The sequence below is a fragment of the Sphingobium sp. B1D7B genome, assembly GCF_025961965.1.
Taxonomy (GTDB): Bacteria; Pseudomonadota; Alphaproteobacteria; order Sphingomonadales; family Sphingomonadaceae; genus Sphingobium.
The window spans coordinates 3,190,675-3,214,516 of sequence record NZ_JAOQOR010000001.1; the positions used below are offsets into that span (position 1 = coordinate 3,190,675).

The 23,842-nt window shown below is 64.1% G+C and carries 24 protein-coding genes and 2 tRNA genes; 18 read left to right on the forward strand and 8 right to left on the reverse strand.

What is annotated here, in order from left to right:
• Positions 1-176 precede the first annotated feature (176 nt).
• Positions 177-689 carry a MarR family winged helix-turn-helix transcriptional regulator gene (locus tag M2336_RS14935; protein ID WP_264573095.1) on the forward strand — a complete coding sequence of 171 codons (513 nt, stop codon included), beginning with the start codon at positions 177-179 and terminating at the stop codon, positions 687-689.
• Here M2336_RS14935 and M2336_RS14940 read toward each other — a convergent pair.
• Positions 686-1,918, reverse strand: a complete 1,233-nt coding sequence (locus M2336_RS14940) for an NAD(P)/FAD-dependent oxidoreductase (RefSeq protein ID WP_181559980.1) — start codon at positions 1,916-1,918, stop codon at positions 686-688. The two genes, M2336_RS14935 and M2336_RS14940, sit on opposite strands and share 4 nt — an antisense overlap.
• A gap of 141 nt (positions 1,919-2,059) precedes the next feature.
• Between M2336_RS14940 and M2336_RS14945 the strand changes: the two genes are divergently transcribed.
• Positions 2,060-2,136: transfer RNA gene (locus M2336_RS14945), tRNA-Met, on the forward strand.
• A gap of 72 nt (positions 2,137-2,208) precedes the next feature.
• Here M2336_RS14945 and M2336_RS14950 read toward each other — a convergent pair.
• Entirely contained in the window at positions 2,209-3,324 is a 1,116-nt protein-coding gene (locus M2336_RS14950; RefSeq protein ID WP_264573096.1) for an NADH:flavin oxidoreductase, read from the reverse strand.
• A gap of 290 nt (positions 3,325-3,614) precedes the next feature.
• Between M2336_RS14950 and M2336_RS14955 the strand changes: the two genes are divergently transcribed.
• The 13 genes from M2336_RS14955 to M2336_RS15015 all read left to right on the forward strand — a co-directional run bounded on the left by M2336_RS14955 (position 3,615) and on the right by M2336_RS15015 (position 16,135).
• The gene (locus tag M2336_RS14955) at positions 3,615-6,569 is read left to right on the forward strand and encodes a M16 family metallopeptidase (protein ID WP_264573097.1); all 2,955 of its coding nucleotides are present in this window, start codon (positions 3,615-3,617) and stop codon (positions 6,567-6,569) included.
• A 110-nt stretch (positions 6,570-6,679) separates the two neighbouring features.
• Positions 6,680-7,267, forward strand: a complete 588-nt coding sequence (locus M2336_RS14960) for a NifU family protein (RefSeq protein ID WP_181559983.1) — start codon at positions 6,680-6,682, stop codon at positions 7,265-7,267.
• A gap of 49 nt (positions 7,268-7,316) precedes the next feature.
• On the forward strand, positions 7,317-7,979 hold the full coding sequence (gene tsaB, locus M2336_RS14965) for a tRNA (adenosine(37)-N6)-threonylcarbamoyltransferase complex dimerization subunit type 1 TsaB (RefSeq protein WP_264593170.1): 663 nt from the start codon (positions 7,317-7,319) through the stop codon (positions 7,977-7,979).
• Positions 7,979-8,473, forward strand: coding sequence for a GNAT family N-acetyltransferase (locus tag M2336_RS14970; RefSeq protein ID WP_264573100.1), 495 nt, complete (start codon positions 7,979-7,981; stop codon positions 8,471-8,473). Before tsaB ends, M2336_RS14970 begins: the two co-directional genes overlap by 1 nt.
• Positions 8,474-8,582: 109 nt before the next feature.
• The gene (locus tag M2336_RS14975; RefSeq protein WP_264570670.1) at positions 8,583-9,002 is read left to right on the forward strand and encodes a MucR family transcriptional regulator; all 420 of its coding nucleotides are present in this window, start codon (positions 8,583-8,585) and stop codon (positions 9,000-9,002) included.
• Positions 9,003-9,137: 135 nt separating this feature from the next.
• The gene (locus M2336_RS14980) at positions 9,138-9,569 is read left to right on the forward strand and encodes a Fur family transcriptional regulator (RefSeq protein WP_181559986.1); all 432 of its coding nucleotides are present in this window, start codon (positions 9,138-9,140) and stop codon (positions 9,567-9,569) included.
• Entirely contained in the window at positions 9,570-10,295 is a 726-nt protein-coding gene (locus M2336_RS14985; RefSeq protein WP_264573101.1) for a lysophospholipid acyltransferase family protein, read from the forward strand.
• 50 nt (positions 10,296-10,345) lie between these two features.
• Positions 10,346-11,695, forward strand: a complete 1,350-nt coding sequence (miaB, locus tag M2336_RS14990) for a tRNA (N6-isopentenyl adenosine(37)-C2)-methylthiotransferase MiaB (protein WP_264574892.1) — start codon at positions 10,346-10,348, stop codon at positions 11,693-11,695.
• 114 nt (positions 11,696-11,809) lie between these two features.
• The gene (locus M2336_RS14995) at positions 11,810-12,844 is read left to right on the forward strand and encodes a rod shape-determining protein (RefSeq protein ID WP_181559988.1); all 1,035 of its coding nucleotides are present in this window, start codon (positions 11,810-11,812) and stop codon (positions 12,842-12,844) included.
• Between the two features lie 99 nt (positions 12,845-12,943).
• Positions 12,944-13,339, forward strand: a complete 396-nt coding sequence (locus M2336_RS15000) for a nuclear transport factor 2 family protein (RefSeq protein ID WP_264573102.1) — start codon at positions 12,944-12,946, stop codon at positions 13,337-13,339.
• A gap of 321 nt (positions 13,340-13,660) precedes the next feature.
• Positions 13,661-14,656: a PhoH family protein gene (locus M2336_RS15005; protein ID WP_181559990.1), complete on the forward strand. Its 996-nt coding sequence runs from the start codon at positions 13,661-13,663 to the stop codon at positions 14,654-14,656.
• On the forward strand, positions 14,649-15,191 hold the full coding sequence (gene ybeY, locus M2336_RS15010) for an rRNA maturation RNase YbeY (protein WP_264573103.1): 543 nt from the start codon (positions 14,649-14,651) through the stop codon (positions 15,189-15,191). Before M2336_RS15005 ends, ybeY begins: the two co-directional genes overlap by 8 nt.
• Positions 15,192-15,199: 8 nt before the next feature.
• Positions 15,200-16,135 carry a hemolysin family protein gene (locus M2336_RS15015; protein ID WP_264573104.1) on the forward strand — a complete coding sequence of 312 codons (936 nt, stop codon included), beginning with the start codon at positions 15,200-15,202 and terminating at the stop codon, positions 16,133-16,135.
• Between the two features lie 45 nt (positions 16,136-16,180).
• Here M2336_RS15015 and M2336_RS15020 read toward each other — a convergent pair whose 3' ends face one another.
• From M2336_RS15020 to yajC, 5 genes are all read right to left on the reverse strand, one after another.
• Positions 16,181-16,708 carry a hypothetical protein gene (locus M2336_RS15020; protein WP_264573105.1) on the reverse strand — a complete coding sequence of 176 codons (528 nt, stop codon included), beginning with the start codon at positions 16,706-16,708 and terminating at the stop codon, positions 16,181-16,183.
• A gap of 168 nt (positions 16,709-16,876) precedes the next feature.
• Positions 16,877-17,257 carry an Mth938-like domain-containing protein gene (locus M2336_RS15025; RefSeq protein ID WP_264573106.1) on the reverse strand — a complete coding sequence of 127 codons (381 nt, stop codon included), beginning with the start codon at positions 17,255-17,257 and terminating at the stop codon, positions 16,877-16,879.
• Between the two features lie 34 nt (positions 17,258-17,291).
• Positions 17,292-18,266 carry a protein translocase subunit SecF gene (secF, locus tag M2336_RS15030; protein WP_264573107.1) on the reverse strand — a complete coding sequence of 325 codons (975 nt, stop codon included), beginning with the start codon at positions 18,264-18,266 and terminating at the stop codon, positions 17,292-17,294.
• Between the two features lie 12 nt (positions 18,267-18,278).
• Positions 18,279-19,877 (reverse strand): protein translocase subunit SecD, encoded by a 1,599-nt coding sequence (gene secD, locus M2336_RS15035; protein WP_264573108.1) that lies wholly within the window; start codon positions 19,875-19,877, stop codon positions 18,279-18,281.
• 6 nt (positions 19,878-19,883) lie between these two features.
• Positions 19,884-20,216 (reverse strand): preprotein translocase subunit YajC, encoded by a 333-nt coding sequence (yajC, locus tag M2336_RS15040; protein WP_181559997.1) that lies wholly within the window; start codon positions 20,214-20,216, stop codon positions 19,884-19,886.
• Between the two features lie 303 nt (positions 20,217-20,519).
• Here yajC and M2336_RS15045 point away from each other — a divergent pair.
• Positions 20,520-20,596 (forward strand) — tRNA-Pro (locus tag M2336_RS15045).
• A 131-nt stretch (positions 20,597-20,727) separates the two neighbouring features.
• Here the strand turns inward: M2336_RS15045 and M2336_RS15050 are convergent.
• Complete coding sequence (locus tag M2336_RS15050) at positions 20,728-21,627, reverse strand: isopenicillin N synthase family dioxygenase (protein ID WP_264573109.1); 900 nt, start codon at positions 21,625-21,627, stop codon at positions 20,728-20,730.
• 147 nt (positions 21,628-21,774) lie between these two features.
• Here M2336_RS15050 and pcaD point away from each other — a divergent pair, with 147 nt between their 5' ends.
• Positions 21,775-22,584 carry a 3-oxoadipate enol-lactonase gene (gene pcaD / locus M2336_RS15055; protein ID WP_264573110.1) on the forward strand — a complete coding sequence of 270 codons (810 nt, stop codon included), beginning with the start codon at positions 21,775-21,777 and terminating at the stop codon, positions 22,582-22,584.
• Between the two features lie 140 nt (positions 22,585-22,724).
• Positions 22,725-23,735: an isopenicillin N synthase family dioxygenase gene (locus tag M2336_RS15060; protein ID WP_264573111.1), complete on the forward strand. Its 1,011-nt coding sequence runs from the start codon at positions 22,725-22,727 to the stop codon at positions 23,733-23,735.
• The last annotated feature ends 107 nt before the right edge of the window (positions 23,736-23,842 follow it).

Genomic DNA, 23,842 nt, shown 5'->3' on the forward strand with positions numbered 1-23,842 from the left:
CAGCGAGGCCGCGCGTGCCCCGCAGGGCATTGACCTGGCCGGGAAAAATAAGCCCACCATGCGCAACTAGCAATGCGACATAACAATCAGTGCGGGGCTGTGATTTACGCGCAACACACCGTTAGCTGGGAAATGATTTTCGGGCGGTAACCCTCAGCCATGAGGGGACCGCAAGCATGAGGAGGGGAGCCATAGACCAATCTGCCGAACCATCCGATGCTCTCTCGCTCGGTCTTCTGGGCGATCTGGCCGGCTATCATCTTCGCCGCGCCTTCGCGGTAATGTCTGCCGACTTCTCCCGCACCTTTGCCGATAGCGACATGCGGCAAGTGCTCTTTGCTGTGTTGTCGGTCGTCTCCGCCAATCCCGGCATCAGCCAGGGCCGGGTGGGCACAGCGCTCGGCATCAAGCGCACCAATATGGTGACGCTGGTCAATCAGCTCGTCGCGCTCGATTTCGTGACGCGTCGGCCTTCGACCTCGGACCGCAGGGCGTTTTCCCTCACGCTGACGGACAAGGGCGGCGCCGCCTTCACCGAGGCCGCCGCACGCATCCACCGCCACGAAACCCAGCTTCTGGCGCATCTCGATACACAGGAGCAACAGCTGCTGATCGATCTGCTGCGCAAGATCAGGCCGGTGGGCACCGTGGGCTTGTCCCCCTCGGACGCGCCCGACCTCAGCCGCTAGGCGACGCCGACCTCTTTCAACGGAATTTCGCCATCTGCCAGTTGCGCCCGGTCCAGGCGGCTCCCGGCGACGACATGGGCGCGGCCCTGGACATAATCCTTGGTGCGGTTGACGCAGTCGAGCGCGATGACATGCCCCTGCCGCAGATAGACAACCGAGAAGCTGCGCGAAGCCGGATCGCCGCGCACGATGCACTCGTCGAAATCCAGCGACAGACCGATGGTCTGCAAGCGCAGATCATATTGGTTCGACCAGAACCACGGCACCGCCTCATAAGGAGCGGGGTTGCCCATGATATGCTGCACGGCCGTGCGCGCCTGATCATTGGCGTTCTGCACCGATTCGAGCCGCATCCGGCGCCCCGCCGCAAAGCGGTTCTCATGCGCGGCGCAATCGCCGATCGCGTAGACGTCGGGCAGCGAGGTCTCGCAATATTGATCGACATCCACGCCGTTGCCGCCGCTCGCCCCCGCGAGAATCAGCGGCCCGGTCTCCGGCACGATGCCGATCCCGACGATCACCGCATCTGCCGGGATCACCTCGCCATCGGCCAGCCGAACGCCGGTGGCCTGGCCCTGATCGCCGGTCTCGATGGCATCCACCGAGGCCGAGAGGCGCACGTCCACGCCATGGGCGCGATGCTCCTGCGCGAAGAAGTCGGACAGTTCCGGCCCGGCGACGCGCGCCAGCAGCCGCTCCTGGGCCTCCAGAAGCGTGACCTGCTTGCCGAGCTTGCTAAGCACTGCCGCCGCTTCAAGGCCGATATAGCCGCCGCCGACGATGGCGAACCGCTCCGCCGTGGGCAGAATGGCCATCAACCCATCGACATCGGCGCGCGACCGCACGGTGAACAGGCCGCTCGCCGTCGAGCCCGGACAGGACAGCCGCCGGGCCGAGCCACCACCCGCCCAGATCAGCTTGCCATAGGAAAATTCCGTACCCTTGGCCGTGACCACCTGATGCGCGACCGGATCGATCGTCTTGACCCGCTCCCCGAGGAACAGCGAAATCGCCTGATCCGTCCAGAAGTTGGCCGGGCGCAGCAGGATACGCTCGAAGGTCTTTTCGCCGGCCAGATAGTCCTTGGACAGCGGCGGGCGTTCATAAGGAAATTCCGGCTCATCGCCGATCAGGCCCACGGACCCCTCATATTTGAGCTGGCGAAGCAGGATCGCCGCCTGTGCACCGGCATGGCCTCCCCCCACGATCAAGCAGTCGAAATGCTGCACGTCATCTCCCCAATGCAAATTACCCCGCGGCCTTGCCAGAGAAACGAAGGTGCCGCAATCGAACGGTCAACCATTGACCATCCGATTTCGCCTGCGTATAGCGCGCCGGCCTGACGCCGCAAGGCGGCAGCAAGCCCTTGGGGCGGAGTAGCTCAGCCGGTTAGAGCAGCGGAATCATAATCCGCGTGTCGGGGGTTCGAGTCCCTCCTCCGCTACCATCCTTCCAGCAACGTAGATCGCAAAGCCGAGGCTGGAAGAGCGCGCCGTAGACGTGGCGCGCCCTCCCCTGCTCAGACGAGTTCCTGCAGGTCCGCCGGACTGAAACCCTTGAGGTCGTTCCAGTCCTGCTGCTGCACCTTGCGGGGCCATTGCGGATCGCTGATCAGCGCGCGGCCTACGGCGATGAGGTCGAATTCGTCGCGCTCCATCCGCTCGATCAGGCGATTAAGCTCCACGCTGGTCGAGCTTTCGCCGCCGAAGGCCGCCAGAAACTCGCCGGAGAGCCCCACGGACCCGACGCTGATCGTCGGCACGCCGGTCAACTTCTTGGCCCAGCCGGCAAAATTGAGGCCGGCCTCGCCGTCGATCTCCGGGAATTCAGGCTCCCAGAAGCGGCGCTGCGAGCAGTGGAGGATATCGACGCCGGCATCCACCAGCGGCTGCAGCCAGTCCTCCATCTCGGCAGGCGTCGCGGCCAGCCGGGCGGAATAATCCTGCTGCTTCCACTGGCTGACGCGCAGGATCACCGGGAAATCTGGCCCGACGGCCGCGCGAATGGCGGCGACAACCTCACCGGCGAAGCGCGCCCGCTCGCGGATGGTAGACCCACCATAGCGATCCTCGCGAACATTGGTGCCAGACCAGAAGAACTGATCGATCAGATAGCCATGGGCGCCGTGGATCTCGATGGTATCGAAGCCGAGGCGCTTGGCGTCGGCGGCTGCCTTGGCGAAGGCCGCCACGGTATCGGCGATATCCTCCTCGGTCATCGCCACGCCGCGCGGTTCGCCGGGCGCGAGCAGACCGGAGGGGCTTTCCACCGGAGCGTCCGGCTCCCAGCCGCTACCGGTGCGAGTCGAGCCGGTATGCCAGAGCTGCGGCCCCATCCGCCCGCCGGCGGTATGGACTGCCTCGATCACTCCCGCCCAGCCGGCAAGCGCCGCCTCGCCATGGAAGAAGGGAATGCCCGGATCGTTGCGCGAGGCTGGCCGGTCGATCACCGTGCCTTCCGAGAGAATGAGCCCTGCCCCGCCCTCGGCCCGCCGCCGGTAATAATCCGCATTGGGCTCGCCGGGGATGCCGCCGGGGGCCTTCGCCCGCGTCATCGGCGCCATCACGATGCGATTGGGGAGGGAAAGCGATTTGAACTGAAAAGGCCGAAAAAGTGCGTCGCCAATGCCAGGCATAGCCGGTAACTCCAGGGTTCAGAGTGGGTCGTCGGCTTGGTAGATAGGGGCGCGCCGCCAAATGCCAAATGCCTGGGAGGATTTGCGGGCAGCGACCTTTCCAGCTGTTCGCCGCAAGCGCGGTCATCTGGCGTTCAGGCTGGGATGCGATACCTGCGGCGTGCCGACCGACCGCCTGTACGCGCAACCAACCCGCGCGCTCATCTTCCGCCAAGGCCGGCATTCCGCCCGACCATCATTGCCCTGAGTTTCAGGGTGACCCCACACGCAATGGGCAATAGACTGGCATCATGACCGTTTCCGATATCTTCCGGCCCATCGTTTCCGCAACCGTTGTCCTCGGCCTGATCGCTTCGGCGCCACTGGCCGCACAGGGCGAGGTGCCCGGCCTTCTTCAGCCGCAATCCAAGGCGGGCGAGCCGACGCTCAAGCCCACCGTTCCGGCCGAGCGCCCGTGGCTCTACGAGAAGAGCGACGTGCCCATCGACCCGGCATGGCAGTTCGGCGTGCTGGACAACGGCCTGCGCTATGCGGTCCGCCGCAACGATGTGCCGGCCGGACAGGTATCGATCCGCGTGCGGGTGGATGTCGGCTCGCTGATGGAAGAGCCTGCCGAAGCCGGCTTTGCGCACTTCATCGAGCATCTCTCCTTCCGCGGATCGCGCGATGTGCCCGATGGCGAATCGAAGCGGATCTGGCAGCGGCTGGGCGCCGAGTTCGGCAGCGACAGCAACGCGCAGACCACGCCAACCGGCACCACCTACGCGCTCGATCTGCCGCGCGCGACGAACGAAGGCATTGACGAGAGCCTGCGCATTCTCGCCGGCATGATGCAGCAGCCCAACATCAGCAAGGTGCCCGTGGAGGCCGAACGCGCCGTCATCCTCGCCGAGCGGCGCGAGAGCCTTGGCCCCGGCGCCCGGCTGGGTGACGAGATCCGCGCCTTCTATTTCGCCGGCCAGCGCCTCGCCAGCCACAGCCCCATCGGCACCGAGCAGACGCTGCTCAAGGCGACGCCGCAAGCCCTGCGCGCCTTCCACGACCGCTGGTATCGCCCCGATCGCACCGTGATCGCCATTTCCGGGTCCATGGAGCCGGCCGCGCTCGAAGCGATGGTCCGCGCGCATTTCTCCGGCTGGAAGGCCAAGGGCCGCGCGACGCCGCTGCCCGACTTCGGCAAGCCCGATCCCTCCGCCCCGGCCACCAAGGTGATCGTCGAGCCGAGCGTGCCCTATAGCGTCGGCCTCGCTTATCTGCGGCCATGGGTGTTCAACGAAGATACGATCGTCTTCAACCAGATGCGGCTGGCCGACATGGTCGCGCTGGAACTGATCAATCGGCGCCTCGAAGCCGTGGCCAGCGACGGTGCGTCGTTCGTGCAGGCCAATGTGTCGCTGGATAACAGCATGCGCTCGGCCAATGCGACCTATGTGACCATCGTGCCCAATGGGAGTGATTGGGAGAAGGCGCTGCAGGAAGTGCGCGCGATCATCGAGGATGCCCGCCGGGTCGCCCCCAGTCAGGTCGATATCGACCGCGAGTTTCAGGGCATGGAAGCAGGCTTCGCTGCGCTGGTAGCCAGTGCAGCCATTGAGGGTAGTCCCCAGCAGGTCGAGAGCATCGTGCAGGCGGTGGATATTCGCGAGACGGTCGTCTCCCCGCAGGACCAGCTCGCCATCTACCAGTCCTCCAAGAAATATATGACGCCCGAGCAACTGCTCGCGGCCACCAACCGGCTGTTCTCCGCTACGGTGGAACGCGCCTTGCTGAGCCTGCGCGCGCCGCAGGACAATGCCGAACAGCGCCTGCAGACTGCCTTCAGCGCGCAGGTCGAGCCCAATTCCCGCGCGCGCCTGAGCGATTCGCGGGTGACCATGGCCGCGCTGCCCAAGCTGCCCGCGCCGGGCAAGGTTGCCTCGCGCACGGACCTCGGTGTGCTCGGCATCCAGAACGTCACGTTCGAGAATGGTGTTCGCTTGCTGGTCGCCGGCAATCAAGCCGAACCGGGCAAGGTGCATATCAATGTGCGCTGGGGCCATGGCCGCCAGAGCTTCGCGCCGGATGAGCGCGCCGCCTTGTGGGCGGTGCCCTATGCGCTGACTGCCAGTGGCATCGGCGACCTCGGCCAGCGAGAGCTGAACGATCTGATGAGCGGCCGCCGCCTGTCGCTGAACTTCGGCATCGATGACGATGCGTTCACGCTCAGCGGCACGAGCAGCCCGCAGGATTATCCCGATCAGCTGCGCCTGTTCGCCTCCAAGCTGGCCTTCCCCCGCTGGGATGAGGCACCGCTGCGCCGCTCCATGGCAATGCTTGAGGCCAGCTATGATCCGGTGCCAGCCTCCGCTGCGGAAGCCATTGGCCGCGATCTCGAGTGGATGCTGCGGGACAAGGATGCCCGCTTCAGCCCGGCCTCGCCGGATGATCGCACGGCGTTGACGCTGGATGCCTTCCGCAAGGTCTGGGCACCCCGCCTCGCCAACGGCCCCATTGAAATCCAGGTGTTCGGCGATCTCGATGTCGAGCAGGCGATTGCCGCCGTGGCCGCCAGCTTCGGCGCTCTGCCCAAACGCGCCGACGCACCGCCACCGGCCCGCAACCTCGCGCTCAATTTCCCCGCTCATGTGGCGACCCCGGTTCGCATCGTCCATGACGGGCCGGACGAACAGGCCGCCGCGATCATCGCCTGGCCGACCGGCAGTGGCGTCGCCGACATTCGCGAGAGCCGCCAGCTTGAAATGCTGGCCCGCATCATCACCGACCGGCTGTTCGAGCGGCTGCGCTCCATCGACGGTGCGGCCTACACGCCCAGCGCATCCAGCAACTGGCCCGAACGGATGAACGGCGGCGGGTTTCTGGTCGTGCAGACCCAGCTCAAGCCCGAGCGCATCCCGTATTTCTATCAGCTGGTGGATGAACTGGTGCGCGATCTGACCACCAATCCGGTGACGGAGGATGAACTCAACCGTCAGATCGCGCCGGTGCGTCAATTGCTGACGCGCGCGGCCTACAGCAATGCCTTCTGGATGGACCAGCTGCAGGGCTTCTCCCGCGACGAGAACCAGCTTGGCTATGCGCGCGCGCTTGGGCGTGATCTCACCAGCATCACGCCAGCCGACCTGCAGGCGCTCGCTGCCCGCTATCTCGTGCCGGAGAAAAGCTGGTCCGCGGTGGTTCTGCCCGAGAGCGCGCCGGCCCCGGCGCTCGGCACATCGGCCGGATCGGCATCCGCTCCGACGCGCTAGGCGCCAACTCGCCCCTTGCACGAGCGCCGGTGACGGCCCAAATGGGAGGCAGTCGCATCCTTGGCCGGCGCGCGTTCAAGCCGGCCTCCGTCCTTCGCGCGAGAGCCAGCATGTTCATCGAAACCGAGCAGACCCCCAATCCCGCAACCCTGAAGTTTCTGCCGGGGCGCCCGGTCATGACCTCCGGCACGCGCGATTTCGCAAGCGCAGACGAGGCGACGGCCTCGCCGCTCGCCGAAGCGCTGTTCAACCTCGGGGATGTGACCGGGGTGTTCTTCGGCCGGGATTTCATCTCGGTCACGGCAGCGCCGGGCGTTGCGTGGAGTTCGCTGCGCACAGACGTAATCGCGATCCTGCTCGACCATTTCTCGGCGGACATGCCGCTGTTCGCGCCGGGCACGGCGCACGATATCCGCGTTCCGGCGGAGAATGAGGACGATGGCGCCATGCCCGGCGACGACCCGGCCGATGCCGACATCGTCGCGCAGATTCGCGAATTGATCGACACCCGCGTGCGCCCCGCCGTCGCCAATGATGGCGGCGATATCGTCTATCGCGGCTTTGAGCGCGGCACCGTCTTCCTGCGGATGCAGGGCGCCTGCGCCGGCTGCCCCTCCTCAACCGCGACACTCAAGAACGGCATCGAGCAACTGCTCAAGCATTATGTGCCGGAAGTGACCGAAGTCCGGGCCGTCTGAGCCGATCGATGCGCCGGATCGTTCCCCCACGCGCACGATGAGCCAGCCCTTGGCGCAGCGCACGCTCATTATCGATTGCGCCACGCCGGCGCTCTCCATCGCCCTTTTCGATGGCGACCGGTTGATTGAGGCAACGCATCGCGAGTTGGGGCGCGGTCATGCCGAAGCGCTGCTGCCCGCTATCGCCGCGCTGCCCGAGGGCGGCCGCGCTGACGCCATTCTCGTGAACATTGGCCCCGGCAGCTTCACCGGTGTGCGCGTGGGGCTGGCTGCCGCGCGCGCGCTGGGCTTCGCATGGCAGGTGCCTATTTCCGGCTATGGCTGCCTCGATCTGGTTGCCGCCATCGCGCGCACCGAGTTGGCACCGACAGAGCCGTTCGCAGTGACGATGGTCGGTGGACATGGCGAAATCTTCTGGGCGGATGCGGCATCGCCTGTCACGCCCGACGGCCCGCCCCTCACCGTCCGATCCACGCCAATCGACGAACTGGCGGCGTCTCTCAACGTCGGCCTGCTCGTCGGCTCGGGTGCCCAGACGCTGGTCGATGCCGGCGCGCGGGGTCAGGCCGTTCCGCTGCTTCCCGATGCCCGCGCGGTGGTCCGCCTGCCCGTCACGCAGCGCACCCGCCCGCCCGTGCCCGATTACGGGCGCGGGGCAGACGCGAAGCCCATGGCTGCCTTAAGCAAGCCCAGACCAGCGCCGGTTCGCTGATGCAGGACAAGGAGGCGCTCCGCATCGTGGCCAGTCTCGATCCTTGTGTGGACGAGATCGGCGCCGCCATGCAGGTGATGTCGGCCGCCTTCCCACCGGAATTTGGCGAAGCATGGTCCTCTGCGCAATTGATGGGCATGATGCAGTTGCCCGGCTCCATTCTGGTGACTGGCTACACCCATGCCGGACCGGTCGGCTTCGGCCTAATCCGCAGTATTGCCGGCGAAGCGGAGCTTCTTTTGCTTGCCGTCCATCCGGATCATCGTGGGCGGACACATGGCCGCCGATTACTTGATCGCTGCATGACAGAGGCCGAGGGAACCGGCGCAGAAACAATTTTTCTGGAAGTGCGATCAGGGAATCCAGCTCTTCATCTTTATATCAAAGCCGGCTTTCATCAGTATAATGTTCGACTTAACTACTATTGTGGATCGAACGGTTCCCGCTTTGATGCTTTGAGTTTGAAACTCGTTTTGGGACAGGGAGCGTCCTGAGTCCGAAACTTCTCTTGCGCTCATCGTTCAATCCCCATAATGTTTAACGGTAGAATATAGAGTAAGAATAGTGATTCTACGGGTCGCAAGTTGATAATGGGAACTTCATATGTCCGATACTAACGCTCAAGACGAAGTGCTGATCACGCTCACCTCGGATATCGTGGCTGCCCACGTATCCAATAACAGCGTGGCTGTGTCGGACGTGCCGACGCTCATCCAGAATGTTTACAGTGCGCTGGCCGGTCTTCAGCAGGACGTCGCGCCGCCGCAGCCCAAGCAGGAGCCGGCCGTATCTGTCCGTTCTTCGATCAAGCCCGATTACATCGTGTGCCTGGAAGACGGGAAGAAGCTGAAGATGCTCAAGCGGCATCTCATGACCCATTATCAGATGACACCGGAAGACTATCGCGCGAAGTGGGGACTCCCCGCTGACTATCCGATGGTCGCGCCCAACTATGCCGAGCAGCGCCGCACGCTGGCCAAGAAGATCGGTCTCGGCACCACGCGCAAGCGCGGCCGCAAATAATCCCGCGCCCCGCGCGCGAACGCAAAAATCGAACGATGCCGCCTTTGCACAAGGGCGGCATTTTTCTTGTCCGCCAATCGTCAAAAAGCCGAAATTGCGGGTTCCAGAACGGGCAAATTCAGCTACACAGTCTCCATGTCCCGGACGATTGACATAGAAGCGCTGTGCGCAGAGCGCGGCCTGCGCATCACCGAGCAGCGGCGCGTGATCGCCCGCGTGCTTTCCGAAAGCGAAGACCATCCCGATGTGGAAAAGCTGCACGAGCGCGCCTCCGCGATCGACAGCAACATCTCCATCGCCACGGTGTATCGCACTGTGCGCCTGTTCGAAGAGGCAGGCATATTGGAGCGTCATGATTTCGGCGATGGCCGCGCGCGCTATGAGCCGGCGCCAGAAGCCCATCACGATCACCTGATCGACGTGGAATCCGGCAAGGTCGTGGAGTTCGTGGACCCGGAGCTGGAGCAGCTCCAGCGCCAGATCGCCGAGAAGCTGGGCTATCGGCTCGTGGATCACCGCATGGAGCTCTACGGCGTCTCGCTCGATCGCGATCGCAGCAAGGACTAAGTGAGCCGCCTGCGCGCGCTCGCGAGGCTTGCGCGCCTGATCGGCGTCGTCATTGCCTGCGTCATCCCGCATCTTCTCGCCCGGCACCGCGGCGTTTCGCCCTGGCCCCAGCGCTTCCTCGCGCGCGCCGCGCACGCGACGGGCTTTGACGTCCGCATCGAGGGCACCCCCTTGCTGCACGATGTGTTCTTCATCGCCAATCATGTGAGCTGGATCGACATATTGGCGCTGGGCGGCGCCACGCGGACCGCGTTCATCTCCAAGGATGATGTCGCGCGTGCGCCCATCGTCGGCTGGCTCGCGGCGCAAAACAATACCGTGTTCATCACCCGCGAGCGGCGCGGAGCCGTCTCCGGGCAGATCGATGCCGTGCGTACCGCACTGGCCGCGCATCAGCCCATCGCGCTGTTCCCGGAAGGGACGACTGGGGACGGCCAGTCTCTGCTGCCGTTCAAGCCGGCTCTCTTTTCGGTTCTTCTCCCGCCGCCCCGCTCCATCCTCATCCAGCCGGTCGTCATCGATTACGGCGCGGGAACCGATCTCGTCGCCTGGAACGAGGGCGAGAGCGGCATCGCCAATGCGCTCCGCATCCTCGGCGCGCGTGGCCGGCGCACCCTGACGCTGCGATTCCTCGATCCATTCGATCCCGGCGATCATCCCGATCGCAAGGCACTCGCCGCCAGCGCGCGGGCGAGGCTTGCCGCGGCCATGGGCCTGCCCGGCTGAACGGCAGGCCCCGCAGCGGCCTGCCCTTCCCCCCTCGTCCTAACGGCTGTATAGGCGCGGGCATGACCCAGACCCCACCCAAGACCTACCATGTCAAATCCTTCGGCTGCCAGATGAACGTCTATGATGGCGAGCGCATGGGCGAGTTGCTGGCGGCGCGCGGCATGACGGCGGCGGGCGACGGTGCAGAGGCGGATCTGGTGGTGCTGAACACCTGCCACATCCGCGAGCGAGCGGCCGAGAAGGTCTATTCGGACATTGGTCGGCTGCGGCGGGAGGATGGCACGCGCCCGATGATCGCCGTCGCGGGCTGCGTGGCGCAGGCGGAAGGGTCGGAAATCACCCGGCGCACCAAGGCCGTCGATATCGTCGTCGGCCCGCAGGCCTATCACCGCCTGCCCGGCCTCATCGACGATGTGGTGGCGGGTCGCGAGGCCGTCGATACGGACATGCCCGCCGATTCCAAATTCGACGTGCTGCCGGGTCGGGCACGCCGATCCGCGCCGTCTGCCTTTCTCACCGTGCAAGAGGGGTGCGACAAGTTCTGCACCTATTGCGTCGTGCCCTATACGCGCGGCGCGGAGGTCAGCCGCCCCTGGAGCGCCATCCTAGATGAGGCGCGCGCGCTGGTCGATGCTGGCGCCTGCGAGATCAGCCTGCTCGGCCAGAATGTGAATGCCTGGTCCGGCGAAGACGACGCCGGTCGCCCGCAGGGGCTGGACGGGCTCATCCGCGCGCTGGACAGGCTGCCCGGCCTTGCGCGCATCCGCTACACCACCAGCCACCCCAACGACATGACGCAGGCGCTGATCGATGCCCATGCCGAGGTGCCGGCGTTGATGCCGTTCCTCCACCTGCCGGTGCAAGCCGGCTCGGACCGCATCCTCAAGGCCATGAACCGCAGCCACAGTCGCGACTCCTATCTGCGCATCATCGAGCGCGTCCGCGCCGCCAGGCCGGACATCGCCCTGTCCGGCGATTTCATCGTCGGCTTTCCCGGGGAGACCGATGCAGAGTTCGAGGAGACATTGAGCATCGTGCACGAGGCACGCTATGCGCAATGCTTCAGCTTCAAATACAGTCCGCGCCCGGGCACGCCCGCTGCCGATATGGAAGGCCAGATCGCGCCAGAGGTGATGGACGAGCGCCTCAAGCGCCTGCAGGCCGCGCTGAACGTTCATCAACTGGCGTTCAACCAGGCCCTCGTCGGCAAGCGCACGACCATTTTGCTGGAGCGCAAGGGGCGGCACCCCGGCCAGCTCATCGGCAAGACGCCCTGGCTCCAGTCGGTCCATATCGATGGCACGAGCGCGGCCATCGGCGATCTGATCGCGGTGGATATTCTCTCGGCCGGGCCCAACAGCCTCGCCGGCGCGCTCGCCAGTCCGCTTGCCGCCTGAGGTGGGCAGGCGCGGGCAACGGTCCCCTGAAAACACCGCTTCACCTCTTTGCAGAATACGCCACCGTGCCCGCGCGGCATGTGAACGGCTTCACTCAGTGACGATCTCGAGGGTATGAAGTTTTCCCGCTTTTTCAGCTTTTCCGGCCATGATCTCGCGATCGATCTGGGCACCGTCAACACGTTGGTTCACGTCGCCGGCAAGGGCGTCGTCCTGAACGAGCCGTCCGTCATAGCGATCGAGACGATCGCGGGCGTCGGCCATATCAAGGCCGTCGGCAATGAGGCGAAACTGATGCTGGGCAAGACGCCGGAAGGCGTCCGCGCCCTGCGTCCGCTGCGCGATGGCGTGATCGCCGACATCGAAATCGCCGAGCAGATGATTAAGCATTTCATCGACAAGGCGCTGGGCAGCGCGCGCATGGGCCGCAACCGCGTCGTCGTCGCGGTGCCCTCCGGCGCTACGATGGTTGAGCGCCGCGCGATCCGCGACGCCACCTCGCGCGCCGGCGCTGCCGACGTGCAGCTCATCGAGGAGCCAATGGCTGCCGCAATCGGCGCGGGCTTACCGGTGGTAGACCCGATTGGCGCCATGGTCGTCGACATTGGCGGCGGCACCACCGAGGTGGCCGTGCTGTCGCTGAGCGGCATCGCCTATAGCGGCTCGGTGCGTGTCGGCGGCGACAAGATGGACGAAGCCATCTCCTCCTACGTCCGGCGCCATCATAATCTGATGATCGGCGAGATAACGGCCGAGCGCGTCAAGCAGCAGATCGGTAATGCCATGACGCCCGACGGCGCCGGCATAACCCTGGGCGTGCGCGGACGCGATCTGGTCAATGGCCGCCCGGTCGAAATCGAGATCAGCGAAGCCCAGATCGCCGAGGCCCTGCGCGAATCGATCAACCAGATCGTCGGCTCGGTGATGACCGCGCTGGAGGAGACCCCGCCGGAGCTGTCCGCCGACATTATCGACGAGGGCATCACCCTCACAGGCGGCGGCGCGCTGCTGCGGGGCATGGACGAGGCCATTGCGGTCGCGACCGGCTTACCCGTGAAGATCGCCGAAAACCCGCTGATGTGCGTGGCGATGGGCGCCGGCCGGGCGCTGGAAGATTCGATCTACGACGGCGTGCTGGCCCCGGCCTGAGGTTCTCCGTCCGAGCAGGTGGCCGGGCACGCCTTCCAATCGCCATTTTACGTGTCGGTGGAACCCGCTAGTCCTGGGCGACACTGCTGGGGAGAGGATATGGCGCAATCGCCGGAGGCCGTCGCGCTCGCGGCCAACAAGCAACTTGTGCTGGCGATGTGGCATGACGTCATCGACGGTCGCAACATCGAGGCTGCGGGCAAATATATCGCGCCCGATTACATCCAGCATTCGCCCGGCATCGGCCAGGGACTGGCAGCGCTCATCGCCTTCCTGCGCACCGAATTTCCAGACATGCAACCGCTGGAGCCGGGCACCTATCCGCTGACCCGGTTCGAATTCGTCCTCGCCGAGGGCGACCTCGTCCAGCTCATGTTCCGGCGGTATTTGCCGGACCCGCCCGACCCCAAGCGGCTCACGCCGGTCTGGTGGTACGACACCTATCGCATTCGCGATGGCCTGATCGTGGAGCATTGGGATTCGGCGCACGGCTAAGGGGCGTGCCGCAAAGAAGCGAGTGCCGGCCATTCAAGATCAAAATTTCGAAACGGCGATAGCGCCGACTTTGGATTTTTCCATCGTCATTCCCGCGTGCGCGGGAATGACGAGAAATACTCGTCCCCCCTCACACCTCCCAGGGAAACCGACCCCGCCGCAAGATCACACCCGCGCCCTCACCCAAACCGCAGCCCCTCTTTTCACCTCAAGGTCGAGACTTCCCGCTTGTCGCTCCCCCCGCCCTTCTGGCATGAAGCCTGGCAATGACAGACACTCTCATCGCGCCCCGCGCCCTGAGTCGACCGCTTGGTCGCCCGCTTGCCTAAGCGCCCCGTGCCCGCCCAGGCCGGAGAACGGGCCCGCCTCGAACTGGTCTTCGACAAGCCGTTTCTGCTCGGCGCCTTGTTCGGGGAATATGACCAGAACCTCGTGGCCATCGAGAACCGCCTCGGCGTGTACATCTCCGCACGGGGGAACAAGCTGCAGATCGAAGGGAATGCGGAAGGCGCCGCCCGCGCCCGCGATGTCCTGCAGGGGCTCTATAATCGCCTCGCCGCCGGCCAGACGGTCGACAGCGGCGCGGTGGAGGCGGTGATCGCCATGTCCGCCGAGCCGACGCTCGATGGCATCATCCGGCATGATGTGTCGGAGCCGCCCAAGGTGATGATCCGCACCCGCAAGAAGACCATCGTGCCGCGTTCGGCCAATCAGGGCGTCTATATGGACGCGCTGGCCCGCCACGAGCTGATCTTCGCCCTCGGGCCGGCCGGCACCGGCAAGACCTATCTTGCCGTCGCGCAGGCGGTGAGCCAGCTCATCACCGGCTCTGTGGACCGCCTTATTCTCTCGCGCCCTGCCGTCGAGGCCGGCGAGCGCCTGGGTTTCCTGCCCGGCGACATGAAGGAGAAGGTCGACCCCTATCTCCGCCCGCTTTACGATGCCCTCTACGACACGCTCCCCGCCGAGCAGGTCGAGCGGCGCATCGCCTCGGGCGAGATCGAGGTCGCGCCGCTCGCCTTCATGCGCGGCCGCACGCTCGCCAATGCTTTCATCATCCTCGATGAAGCGCAGAACACCACCATCGCGCAGATGAAGATGTTCCTCACCCGCTTTGGCGAAGGTAGTCGCATGGTCATCTGCGGCGACCCCAAGCAGGTCGATCTGCCGCAGCCCGGCGCATCGGGCCTCGCTGATGCAGTCGAGCGGCTGGAGGGCATTGAAGGCATCGCCGTCACCCGCTTCACCACGGCGGATGTGGTGCGCCACCCCATCGTCGGACGGATCGTCGCGGCTTATGAGGGCCCGAATGCTTGAAGTGCTGACCGAGGCCAGCCCCGAATGGGCCGAGAAGACCGACTGGAACGCGCTCGCTGATCGAGCCGTGCGCGCCGCGCTCGCGCAAACTTCGCAATCGGTGATCATCGACAGCGATGCCTGCGTCGAACTCTCCATCCGGCTGGCAGACGATGCCGAAGTCCAGCAGCTCAACGCCTCCTTCCGGGGAAAGGACAAGCCGACCAACGTCCTCTCCTTTCCGATGATCCAGAGCGATCTCATCGAGTCCATCGAAAATAGCGACGATGGTGAGGTGCTGCTCGGCGACATCATCCTCGCCTACCAGACCTGCGCCCGTGAGGCGCTGGAACGTGCGGTTTCGCTCGAAAATCACGCGACGCACCTCATCGTTCACGGCACCCTCCACCTGCTCGGCCATGATCATGAAAATGACGCCGAGGCCGAGGCGATGGAGCGCCTCGAAATACGAGCCCTTGAAACGCTGGGCATTGATGATCCATATGGGGATCGCGGGCCCGGCATGACCGGGCCGATTGACGAAACAGGGAATTGATCCAGAAGATGTCGGAGACATCCGCACCGTCCCCCTCCAAAGAGGGCGACAGTAGTAGTAGCAGCGAAGGCGGACGAATATGGCAGGGCCTCAAAGCCCTGCTTTTCGGCGATAATGGATCGACTAGCCTCAGGCACGAGCTTGAGAGCGTCATCGAGCAATATGACGATCAGGAAGATGAGACGTCCCGCAAGGGCGACCTCACCCCGATCGAGCGTCAGATGCTCCGCAACATGCTCCATTTCAGCGAGCATACTGTAGACGACGTCGCCGTGCCGCGCGCGGACATCATCGCCATTTCGCAGGATGCCAGCTTTACGGAGCTGATGGCGCTTTTCGCTCAGGCCGGCCACAGCCGCATCCCCGTCTACAAGGACACGCTCGATCATGTCACCGGCATGATCCACATTCGCGATGCCTTTGCCATTCTGGCGCGCGGAGAAGCGCACCCGGAGTCGCTGGAGACGCTGATCCGTCAGCCGCTCTATGTGCCGCAGAGCATGGGCGTGCTGGACCTGCTCGCCGAAATGCGCGCCAAGCGCACGCACCTCGCCATCGTGCTCGATGAATATTCCGGTACGGACGGTCTGCTGACCATCGAGGATCTCGTCGAGGAAATCGTCGGCGATATCGAGGACGAGCATGACGAGGAACCGGAGGCACTGCTGGTGGCGCTGGAAGATGGCATGTGGGATGCCGACGCCCGCGCCGAGCTCGAAGATATCGCCCGAACCATCGATCCGCGCCTTGCCGAGGTCGATTCCGACGTCGACACCATTGGCGGCCTCGCCTTCGTGATCGCGGGGCGCGTGCCGGAGACCGGCGAAATCATCGAGCATGAGCCGAGTGGTTGGCGCATCGAAATCGTCGAGGCCAATCCGCGCCATGTCGCGCGGGTGCGCCTGCATCCGCCCGAGGCACTGGCTGACGATCTGGAGCAATAGGCCAAGGCCGCCGCGAGGTTCACCGGCGGCCGGTCTTACGCGATCTTAAGCGGCGCGCGCCGCTGGCCTAGCCATTTCGCTCTCGGCAATCAGACCAGCCATGAGCTGGGCCAGCCAGCGCGCATCATCCTCGGCGCGGTGGCGCCGCGCGCGCTGACGATCGGCTGCATCGAGCAGCCGCGTCAGGACCGTGCGGTCCGTATCGTGAAAGAGGCGAAGCTCGGCGAGACAGCGGATCGGCAGATGTGTGGGTTCGCCCGCTGCAGCAAAGAGCGTGCGCGACCACGCATCATCGAAATAGCTGTCGGCAATCACCTCATGCCCAGCCACGGCCGCGCGCAATTGCCGTGCGACGCAGCGGGCATCTAGCCCATCGCGCTCCAGCTGCGCACGCGAAATGCCGTGCAGGCTCTCGGCTTCCTCGCTCCACTGCCAGTCGGCCCAGTCCGCATGAGGACGGATCAGCCAGAATCGGCTCCAGCCTTCGGTGCTGGCAATGCCGACTTCAATGGGGAAAGACCGGCCATATTGCGGCAGGCAGGACGCTTCAAAATCAACGGCGATGACGGCCATGCGACATACTCACATAAGGAGCTGCCCCATCACGCTCCATCCTCACCCGTACAGGACGCCCGTTGCCGGATTTTGTTCCTGCCTTTTCTGATCCTGGAAACAGGTCTAGCGGACTGAGGTTAAGATTTCGCGTCATGCCCGGCGCTTCGGGCGCGGGCTGTCAGTTGCTCATCGATGCGGGAGCAGCGCTCCGACGATCTGCCGGTCTTCCTGTCGCAGTACGCCCCAGGCGCGCGCCGCCGCACGGCTATCCATGGCCTCCACGCCGATCCCCATGGCTTCGACGGCGCGGACGAACGCTGCCGAGGGCCTGACCAGCCTGGGTCCAGTGCCGAGGAGGAGAAATTCCGCCGGCGGGTCGAGATCCAGGATCGGGCGCAGCATCTCAATTGTCAGTTGGTCGATCGTCGTGGGCGCGTCCCACGGGACCACGCCAGCCGGATCGATCAGGATGCCGCTGTCGAACACATGATCGCGCACGCGAAAGCCGCGCCCGGCAAAGCCGGTGATGACCGGGCCCGCGGGCTTCTCGTCGCGGAGCAGTTCCATGCTCTTTCCTCCCCGCCCGACGGATGCCGCGAGATCAGCGCGGCATCGTCTCGTTCTTGAGGGTCCGCTCGGCGCCGGCCACCTGACCGCCCGCCTTAGCAACGAAGCTGTCCGAGCCGACCTTGGTCCACACCAGCAGCGGCGCGGACATGTACATCGACGAATAGGTGCCAACGAAAATGCCGAACAACATGGCGGCGGTGAAGCCGAAGATCACTTCCGGCCCGAGGAGCAGCAGCACCACCAGTGTGATGATGATCGTCAGCGAGGTCATCACCGTGCGTGCGAGCGTCTCGTTGATCGAGAGGTCAAGCAGCGGAACCAGCTCCATCTTGCGATATTTGCGCAGATTTTCGCGGATACGGTCATAGATGACGATGGTGTCGTTGAGCGAATAGCCGATGATCGTCAGCAGGGCCGCGACGATGTTCAGGTTGAACTCCATCTGGGTGAGCGCGAACAGCCCGAAGGTGAGCGCCACGTCATGGAACAGCGCAAACAGCGCGCCGAGACCGAACTGCCACTCGAAGCGGAACCAGATGTAGATGGAGATCGCCAGCATCGCGAAGAACATCGACCAGGCGCCAGTCTCGAACAGTTCGCCCGAGACCTTGCCGGACACGGTATCGACACTGCCGAACACCGCATCGGGATGGGCCTTGAGGATCGCCGCCTTGAGCCGCTCGGCAGCCTGGTTCGCGGCATCCTCGCCACCCTCGGGCAAGGAGGTACGGATCGAGACGTCCTTCGCCGAGCCGAACTGCTGGATATTCGCCTCCCCCTTCACCGCCGCATCCACGGTGCCGCGCAGGGCATCGAGGTTGACGGGCTGCGAGAAGGTGACCCGCATCATCTGGCCGCCGACGAAATCGACGCCCAGATTGAGGCCGCGCGTGGCGACCAGAGCAATCGACGCGATGATCGAGATCATGCTGATCGCCATGGCGATGTGGCGCCACTTGAGGAAGCCGATGTTGGTGTTGTCCGGGACAAGCTTGAGCAAGCGCATTGGTCTTGTGCCTCAGATCGTCAGTGTCGTCGGCCGCTTGCGCAGCCAGAAGGAAGCGAACAGGCGCGTCACCGTCACGGCCGTGAAGACCGAGGTGAAGATGCCGATGGTGAGAACCACCGCAAAGCCCTTGATCGGCCCGGAGCCGAAGTAGAACATCAAAGCGGCGGCGATCACGTTCGTCGTATTGGCGTCAAAGATCGCGCGCTGCGCTTCCTTATAGCCGGTTTCGACCGTCTGCATGATGCTGCGGCCGCGTCGCTGCTCCTCGCGGATGCGCTCGTTGATCAGCACGTTGGCGTCCACCGCCGCACCGATGGTCAGGACGAAGCCGGCAATGCCCGGCAGGGTCAGCGTCGCGTTGAACAGCGCCATGATGCCGACGATCATCAGCACGTTGAAGATCAGCGCCAGGTTCGCGTAGATGCCGAAGCGGCCATAAGCCATCACCATCAGCAGCAGCACCGCAGCCGTCGCCACGCCGCCGGCGATAATGCCCTTGCGGATGGAATCAGCGCCAAGATCCGGCCCGACCGTGCGTTCCTCCACCACCGTCAGCTTCACCGGCAGTTGGCCGGAGCGCAGCGCGATCGCCAGCTGGTTGGCGCTTTCCACGGTGAAGTTGCCGCTGATCTGCGCCGATCCGCCGAGGATGGGCTCGTTGATGTTGGGCGCCGAGAGCACCGTGCCATCGAGGATCATCGCGAAGGGCTTGTTCACGTTCTGCTGCGTGGTGCGCGCGAACTTGTTGGCGCCGGAGCTGTTGAAGCGGATGCTCACCACCGGCGCATTGGTCTTGGGATCATAGGATTGCTGGGCGTCGATCAGCTCATCGCCCGCCACCATGGTCTGCCGCTTCACCGCGATGACCGGCTGGCCGAGTGGATTGTCTGGATACGGCACAAGCACGCTGCCCACCGGCGCGATGCCGCGCGCCAAGTCGGCCGGATTGGCCGTCGTGTCGACCAGCTTGAACTCAAGCTGCGCGGTCTGGCCGAGCAGATCCTTGAGCTGAGCGGGGTCCTGAAGGCCCGGCACCTGCACGACGATGCGATTGCTGCCCTGGCGGATGATGGTCGGCTCACGCGTGCCCATCTCGTCGATGCGCTTGCGGATGACTTCCGTCGCCACTTCCATGGCGCTCTCGACGGCGGCGTTGATGCCGGCTTCGGTCGGCGTCACGACGATGGTGCTGCCATCGCGTACCTGCACATCGAAGTCGCGCTGGCCCGTGAGGCCGGCGCCGCGCGTTAGCGGACGGATGCGCTCGACGGCGGCATCCACCTGCGTGGCATCGCGCACCATGAAGCGCAGCGCATTGCCCTGCGTCGACATCTCGCCAATGGCGATGCGGCTATCAGCCCGCCGCAGATCGACGCGGATCGCTTCCTCGATATTCTGGATGCGCTGGCGCGCCACGTCCTTTGTGTCCGCCTCGAGCAGAATGTGGCTGCCGCCGGAGAGGTCGAGGCCCAGATTGACGCGCGCCTGCATGAAGCGCGGCAATTGCGAATAGGTCTGGTCGGGCAGGAAGCTCGGCACGGCATAGAGACTGCCGACGACCAGCGCCACAAGGACGAGCCAGATCTTCCAGCGGGGAAAGTCGAGCATGGCCCGTCAGTCGTTCGCGGGCTTGGCGGTCATCGGATCGACGACATCGCTCAGGGTCGCCTTGACCGCCTTCACCTTGATGCCCTGGCCGAGTTCGACATCCACATAGGTGTCGTCCACCCGGGTCACCTTGCCGACGAGGCCGCCGCCGGTGACGACCTGATCGCCTTTCTTGACCGCGCCGATCTTGGCGCGATGCTTCTTCATCTGCTGCTGCTGCGGACGAATGAGCAGGAAGTAGAACACCGCAAAGATCAGGATCAGCGGAACGAAGCTCATGAAGCTGGCCATTCCGGAAGAGCCCGGTGCAGCGGCGGCGAGTGCAAAAGTTGTGAACATTGCGATCCTTGAGCAGGGCAATCAGCAGATGGATGAACAGCGCGCCCCGCAGATGCGGCCTCACGCACACTGTTTCAAGGCCGCGCGGCTAGCATATCGCCCCGGTGCAGGCAACCGAGATCGCCGGGCGCCCTTCCCCCGCGCCGCCGCTGCGCCGCGCGCCGGCCGAGCAAAGCGCGCCGAACAATCGCCCAGTCACCCCGCCCCGCCTGCCGGCCACCAGCAAAATGAAAAATCATGCGCAGGGAGGCGCCAACGGACCTTGCAACTTCCGCGCGATACGCCTAGGAGCGCACCTCCGGTCGGGACGTAGCGCAGCCTGGTAGCGCATCACACTGGGGGTGTGGGGGTCGGAGGTTCGAATCCTCTCGTCCCGACCAAATAATCAAGAAATTGCTCAGAGCCCTGCATCGCTCGGCCCGTTGCGCCGTTGAAGGTGGGCGGCCAGCGCTGGTGCGCAGCGCCCCTTCAGCGCAACACATCCAGAATTGCCACATCAAGCTAGTACGGGTCAGAAGCCCTGCGCGTCGAAGCTGCGCCGAATATGTTCGGCCACCGTGGTGGCAGGATGATGCGGCACCTCCCCTTCAGCTAAGCAGGAAGGCAAACAGGCGATTTCCTGCTGTGGCGCGCCTGTCAGGAAGAATGGCGCGGAATAACGGTCCACACCGGTGATGTTCACGACCCTGTGAACCGACGATTTGTACCGACCATTGGTCCAGCGCTGGAACAAATCACCCACATTGACCACCAGGCTTCCGGGCATCGGGGGCGCTTCGATCCAGCTGCCGTCATCCTGATCGAGCACCTGCAGGCCGCCCACCTCATCCTGCAAAAGCAGGGTCAAACTCCCAAAGTCGCAATGCGCTCCGGCCCCCTTGGCGCCAGCGGAATAATGGACCAGCCGCAGCGCGGCGATTGGATCGGTGCAGAAGGCGGAAAAATAGTCTTCCGGCAAATCGAGCGAAAGAGCGAAACCGGCCATCAGCCGCCGCGATATATCATGCATGTCAGCCACGTAATCGAGCATGAATGCCTTAAAGCCAGGCACCCCGTCCGGCCAGAGATTGGCCTCTTCGTCCACGCCCTCGCTCCCGAGATAATATTCTTCCTTCAGGGCATCCTGCGGTAAACCTTCACTGGTACGTCCGCCCATGCGCGCATAGCCGCGTCCTCCACGGGCAGATCCATTTGTGATGGCGCGTTTTTCGGCCTCATCCAGGGCGAACAGGGCCTTTGCATAGTTCAACACCAGCGCAAGCCGCTCGCTGCTAAGGCCGTGGCCGACAAGATAGAAGAACCCATGCCGCACACTTGCGGCCTTCAACCCGAGAACAGTCTCCTGCCTCGTGTCAGGGTGATCGCTCTCCATTGCAGAAAGATCGATCACCGGAAGCGCAAAGCCACTCATTCGGGAACTCCGTCGGACGGATTTCAAAGACAGCGAACTTAAGGCCTGTTTTAAGGCCCGGTTGTGCCAATTGAGCATGCTCGCCGAACGTCCTTCGAAACACCCAGTCACGCCGCGATGTGCCATGCGGAAGAGAAGGAGTTCTCGATGCCACTCATCCCTTCCTTCGATCACACCCGGCTCAACGTCCGGGTGGAGGGTCCGCGCGATGCCCCGGCTATACTCTTCGCGCATTCCATTGGCTGCGACCTGACCCTCTGGGACCGGCAAGCAGCGGCCCTCAACGACCGATACCGCATCATTCGCTATGACGTTCGCGGCCATGGTGCCAGCGATGCTCCCGAAGGGCCTTACACCGTCGAGCAACTTGCGGGGGACGCGCTTGCGATCCTCGATGCCCTCGAGGTCGAGCGCGCGCACCTTTGTGGACTGTCACTCGGCGGTACGATGGGGCAGTGGCTGGCACTCAACAGGCCGGACAGGCTTGCCAGCCTGACCCTGTGCGACACAGCGGCCCGACTGGGCACCATTGAAGGCTGGCAACAAAGGATCGAGACCGCTCTCTCGCGCGGCATGGCAGCCTTGGTGGATATGTCACTCCTGCGCTTTTTCTCGGATGCGTTTCGCGATCAAGACCCGGCAACAATCGCCCAGTTCCGCGAGATATTCCTTGCCACGCCAGCGCAGGGCTTCGCGGGCTGCTGCGCGGTTTTGCGCGACTGCGATTTCACGGACCATCTTTCCGCCATAACGGTACCGACCCTGGTCATGACGGGTCGCAACGATGTGCCCACGCCACCCGCCGACAGCGAGTTGCTGGCATCCCGCATTCCCGGCGCGGAACTCATATTGCTCGATGCAGGCCATATCTCTGCACGGGAGGATCCGCAGTCCTTCACCAGAGCCCTTCTCACCCACATCCAGCGCAATGAGCCGCGCGATCCGGCTCAGCGATAACGCGCCGGCCCATCGCCTACGCCCGGCAAGGCGTTGCAATTCGCGCAAGAAAACCGGACGAGAATAGCATTACCGGTTCGCCGGGCGAGCTGCCACCTTGAGCATCGGTCAGCCAAGTTGCAACGATGAGTGAGCAGAGCATGGACGATATGATTCAGGATGAAGACCGCCTGATAGCGCAGGCTGTCGAGCTTTCCGAAATTCCACTGATCGACTTTGCCCCCTTCCTCTTCGGGGATGCCGAGGCGCGGCGCGAAGTCTCTCGACGGATCGCCGAAGCCTGCGCCACCATAGGCTTCTTCTATCTCACCGGACACGGCGTGCCGACCGAGACGCGTCAGGCCGTTTTCGACAGGGCCGCCGATTTCTTCCACTTACCGATGGAAGACAAGGAGGAAGTCCGCGTCAACGACCAACTCAATCGTGGGTGGATTTATTCAGGCGATAAAGAGAATCTGAACGCGAACAGCCGTGTCTTCGAGCAGTATCGCATTCAGCGGGATTTCGCCCCTGATGACCCGCTGCTTAAAACCGGCAATCCCTTTTACCAACCGAACCGATGGTCATCCAAGGTCGACAACTTCGACAAGGATTGCATGACCTATTACGATACGATGTCGCATCTCGCAGAGGAATTGGTCCGTGCCTTCGCCTTAGGGCTGGATCTGCCGGAAGACCGCTTCAACCGCTACTTCCAGAAGTCCACTTCGCAAATCAGCTTGATGTACTACCCTTCCCTTCCCGAAGGGGCCGGCAACGAAATAAAGAATTTGAGCGCCCACGTCGACGAAGGTCCGCTCGTGATCCTCGCCCAGGGTGAGATTGGCGGGCTTGAACTCAAGACGCTGGACGGGCGCTGGATTTCCGCCCCGCCGGTCCCCGGAGCCTTTACGGTCAATATCGGCAACATGATGATGTGGTGGTCGAACGGGCGCTATCGCTCGACGCTCCACCGCGTGCGCAACACCTCCCATGTCGAACGCTTTTCAATCCCCTTCTTCTGGAATGCAGATCACGACGTGGTCGTCGAACCGCTGGAGGAATTGGTGGAGCGTGACGGCGAAGCGAAGTTTGCGCCGGTGCATGTCGGCGCCTTGCTTGGGCGGTTCTACAAATCCTCGGTCTACATACCGTTCGATGACAAGAAATAGGGCGACGCACGGACGGTCGCGGTGTGGCTGATGCCAGAACGCAATTACGCCCAGCAAGCCTGAGCCTGCCGGGCGCGATGTTGGTGCGTTCGGGCAGTCACGCGGCG

Coding starts and splice junctions, on each gene's coding strand:
- M2336_RS14935 (WP_264573095.1), top strand. CDS start 177: ATGAGGAGGGGAGCCATAGACCAATCTGCCGAACCATCCGATGCTCTC.
- M2336_RS14950 (WP_264573096.1), bottom strand. CDS start 3,324: ATGCCTGGCATTGGCGACGCACTTTTTCGGCCTTTTCAGTTCAAATCG.
- M2336_RS14955 (WP_264573097.1), top strand. CDS start 3,615: ATGACCGTTTCCGATATCTTCCGGCCCATCGTTTCCGCAACCGTTGTC.
- M2336_RS14960 (WP_181559983.1), top strand. CDS start 6,680: ATGTTCATCGAAACCGAGCAGACCCCCAATCCCGCAACCCTGAAGTTT.
- M2336_RS14970 (WP_264573100.1), top strand. CDS start 7,979: ATGCAGGACAAGGAGGCGCTCCGCATCGTGGCCAGTCTCGATCCTTGT.
- M2336_RS14975 (WP_264570670.1), top strand. CDS start 8,583: ATGTCCGATACTAACGCTCAAGACGAAGTGCTGATCACGCTCACCTCG.
- M2336_RS14980 (WP_181559986.1), top strand. CDS start 9,138: ATGTCCCGGACGATTGACATAGAAGCGCTGTGCGCAGAGCGCGGCCTG.
- M2336_RS14995 (WP_181559988.1), top strand. CDS start 11,810: ATGAAGTTTTCCCGCTTTTTCAGCTTTTCCGGCCATGATCTCGCGATC.
- M2336_RS15000 (WP_264573102.1), top strand. CDS start 12,944: ATGGCGCAATCGCCGGAGGCCGTCGCGCTCGCGGCCAACAAGCAACTT.
- ybeY (WP_264573103.1), top strand. CDS start 14,649: ATGCTTGAAGTGCTGACCGAGGCCAGCCCCGAATGGGCCGAGAAGACC.
- M2336_RS15015 (WP_264573104.1), top strand. CDS start 15,200: ATGTCGGAGACATCCGCACCGTCCCCCTCCAAAGAGGGCGACAGTAGT.
- M2336_RS15020 (WP_264573105.1), bottom strand. CDS start 16,708: ATGGCCGTCATCGCCGTTGATTTTGAAGCGTCCTGCCTGCCGCAATAT.
- M2336_RS15025 (WP_264573106.1), bottom strand. CDS start 17,257: ATGGAACTGCTCCGCGACGAGAAGCCCGCGGGCCCGGTCATCACCGGC.
- secF (WP_264573107.1), bottom strand. CDS start 18,266: ATGCGCTTGCTCAAGCTTGTCCCGGACAACACCAACATCGGCTTCCTC.
- secD (WP_264573108.1), bottom strand. CDS start 19,877: ATGCTCGACTTTCCCCGCTGGAAGATCTGGCTCGTCCTTGTGGCGCTG.
- yajC (WP_181559997.1), bottom strand. CDS start 20,216: ATGTTCACAACTTTTGCACTCGCCGCCGCTGCACCGGGCTCTTCCGGA.
- M2336_RS15050 (WP_264573109.1), bottom strand. CDS start 21,627: ATGAGTGGCTTTGCGCTTCCGGTGATCGATCTTTCTGCAATGGAGAGC.
- pcaD (WP_264573110.1), top strand. CDS start 21,775: ATGCCACTCATCCCTTCCTTCGATCACACCCGGCTCAACGTCCGGGTG.
- M2336_RS15060 (WP_264573111.1), top strand. CDS start 22,725: ATGGACGATATGATTCAGGATGAAGACCGCCTGATAGCGCAGGCTGTC.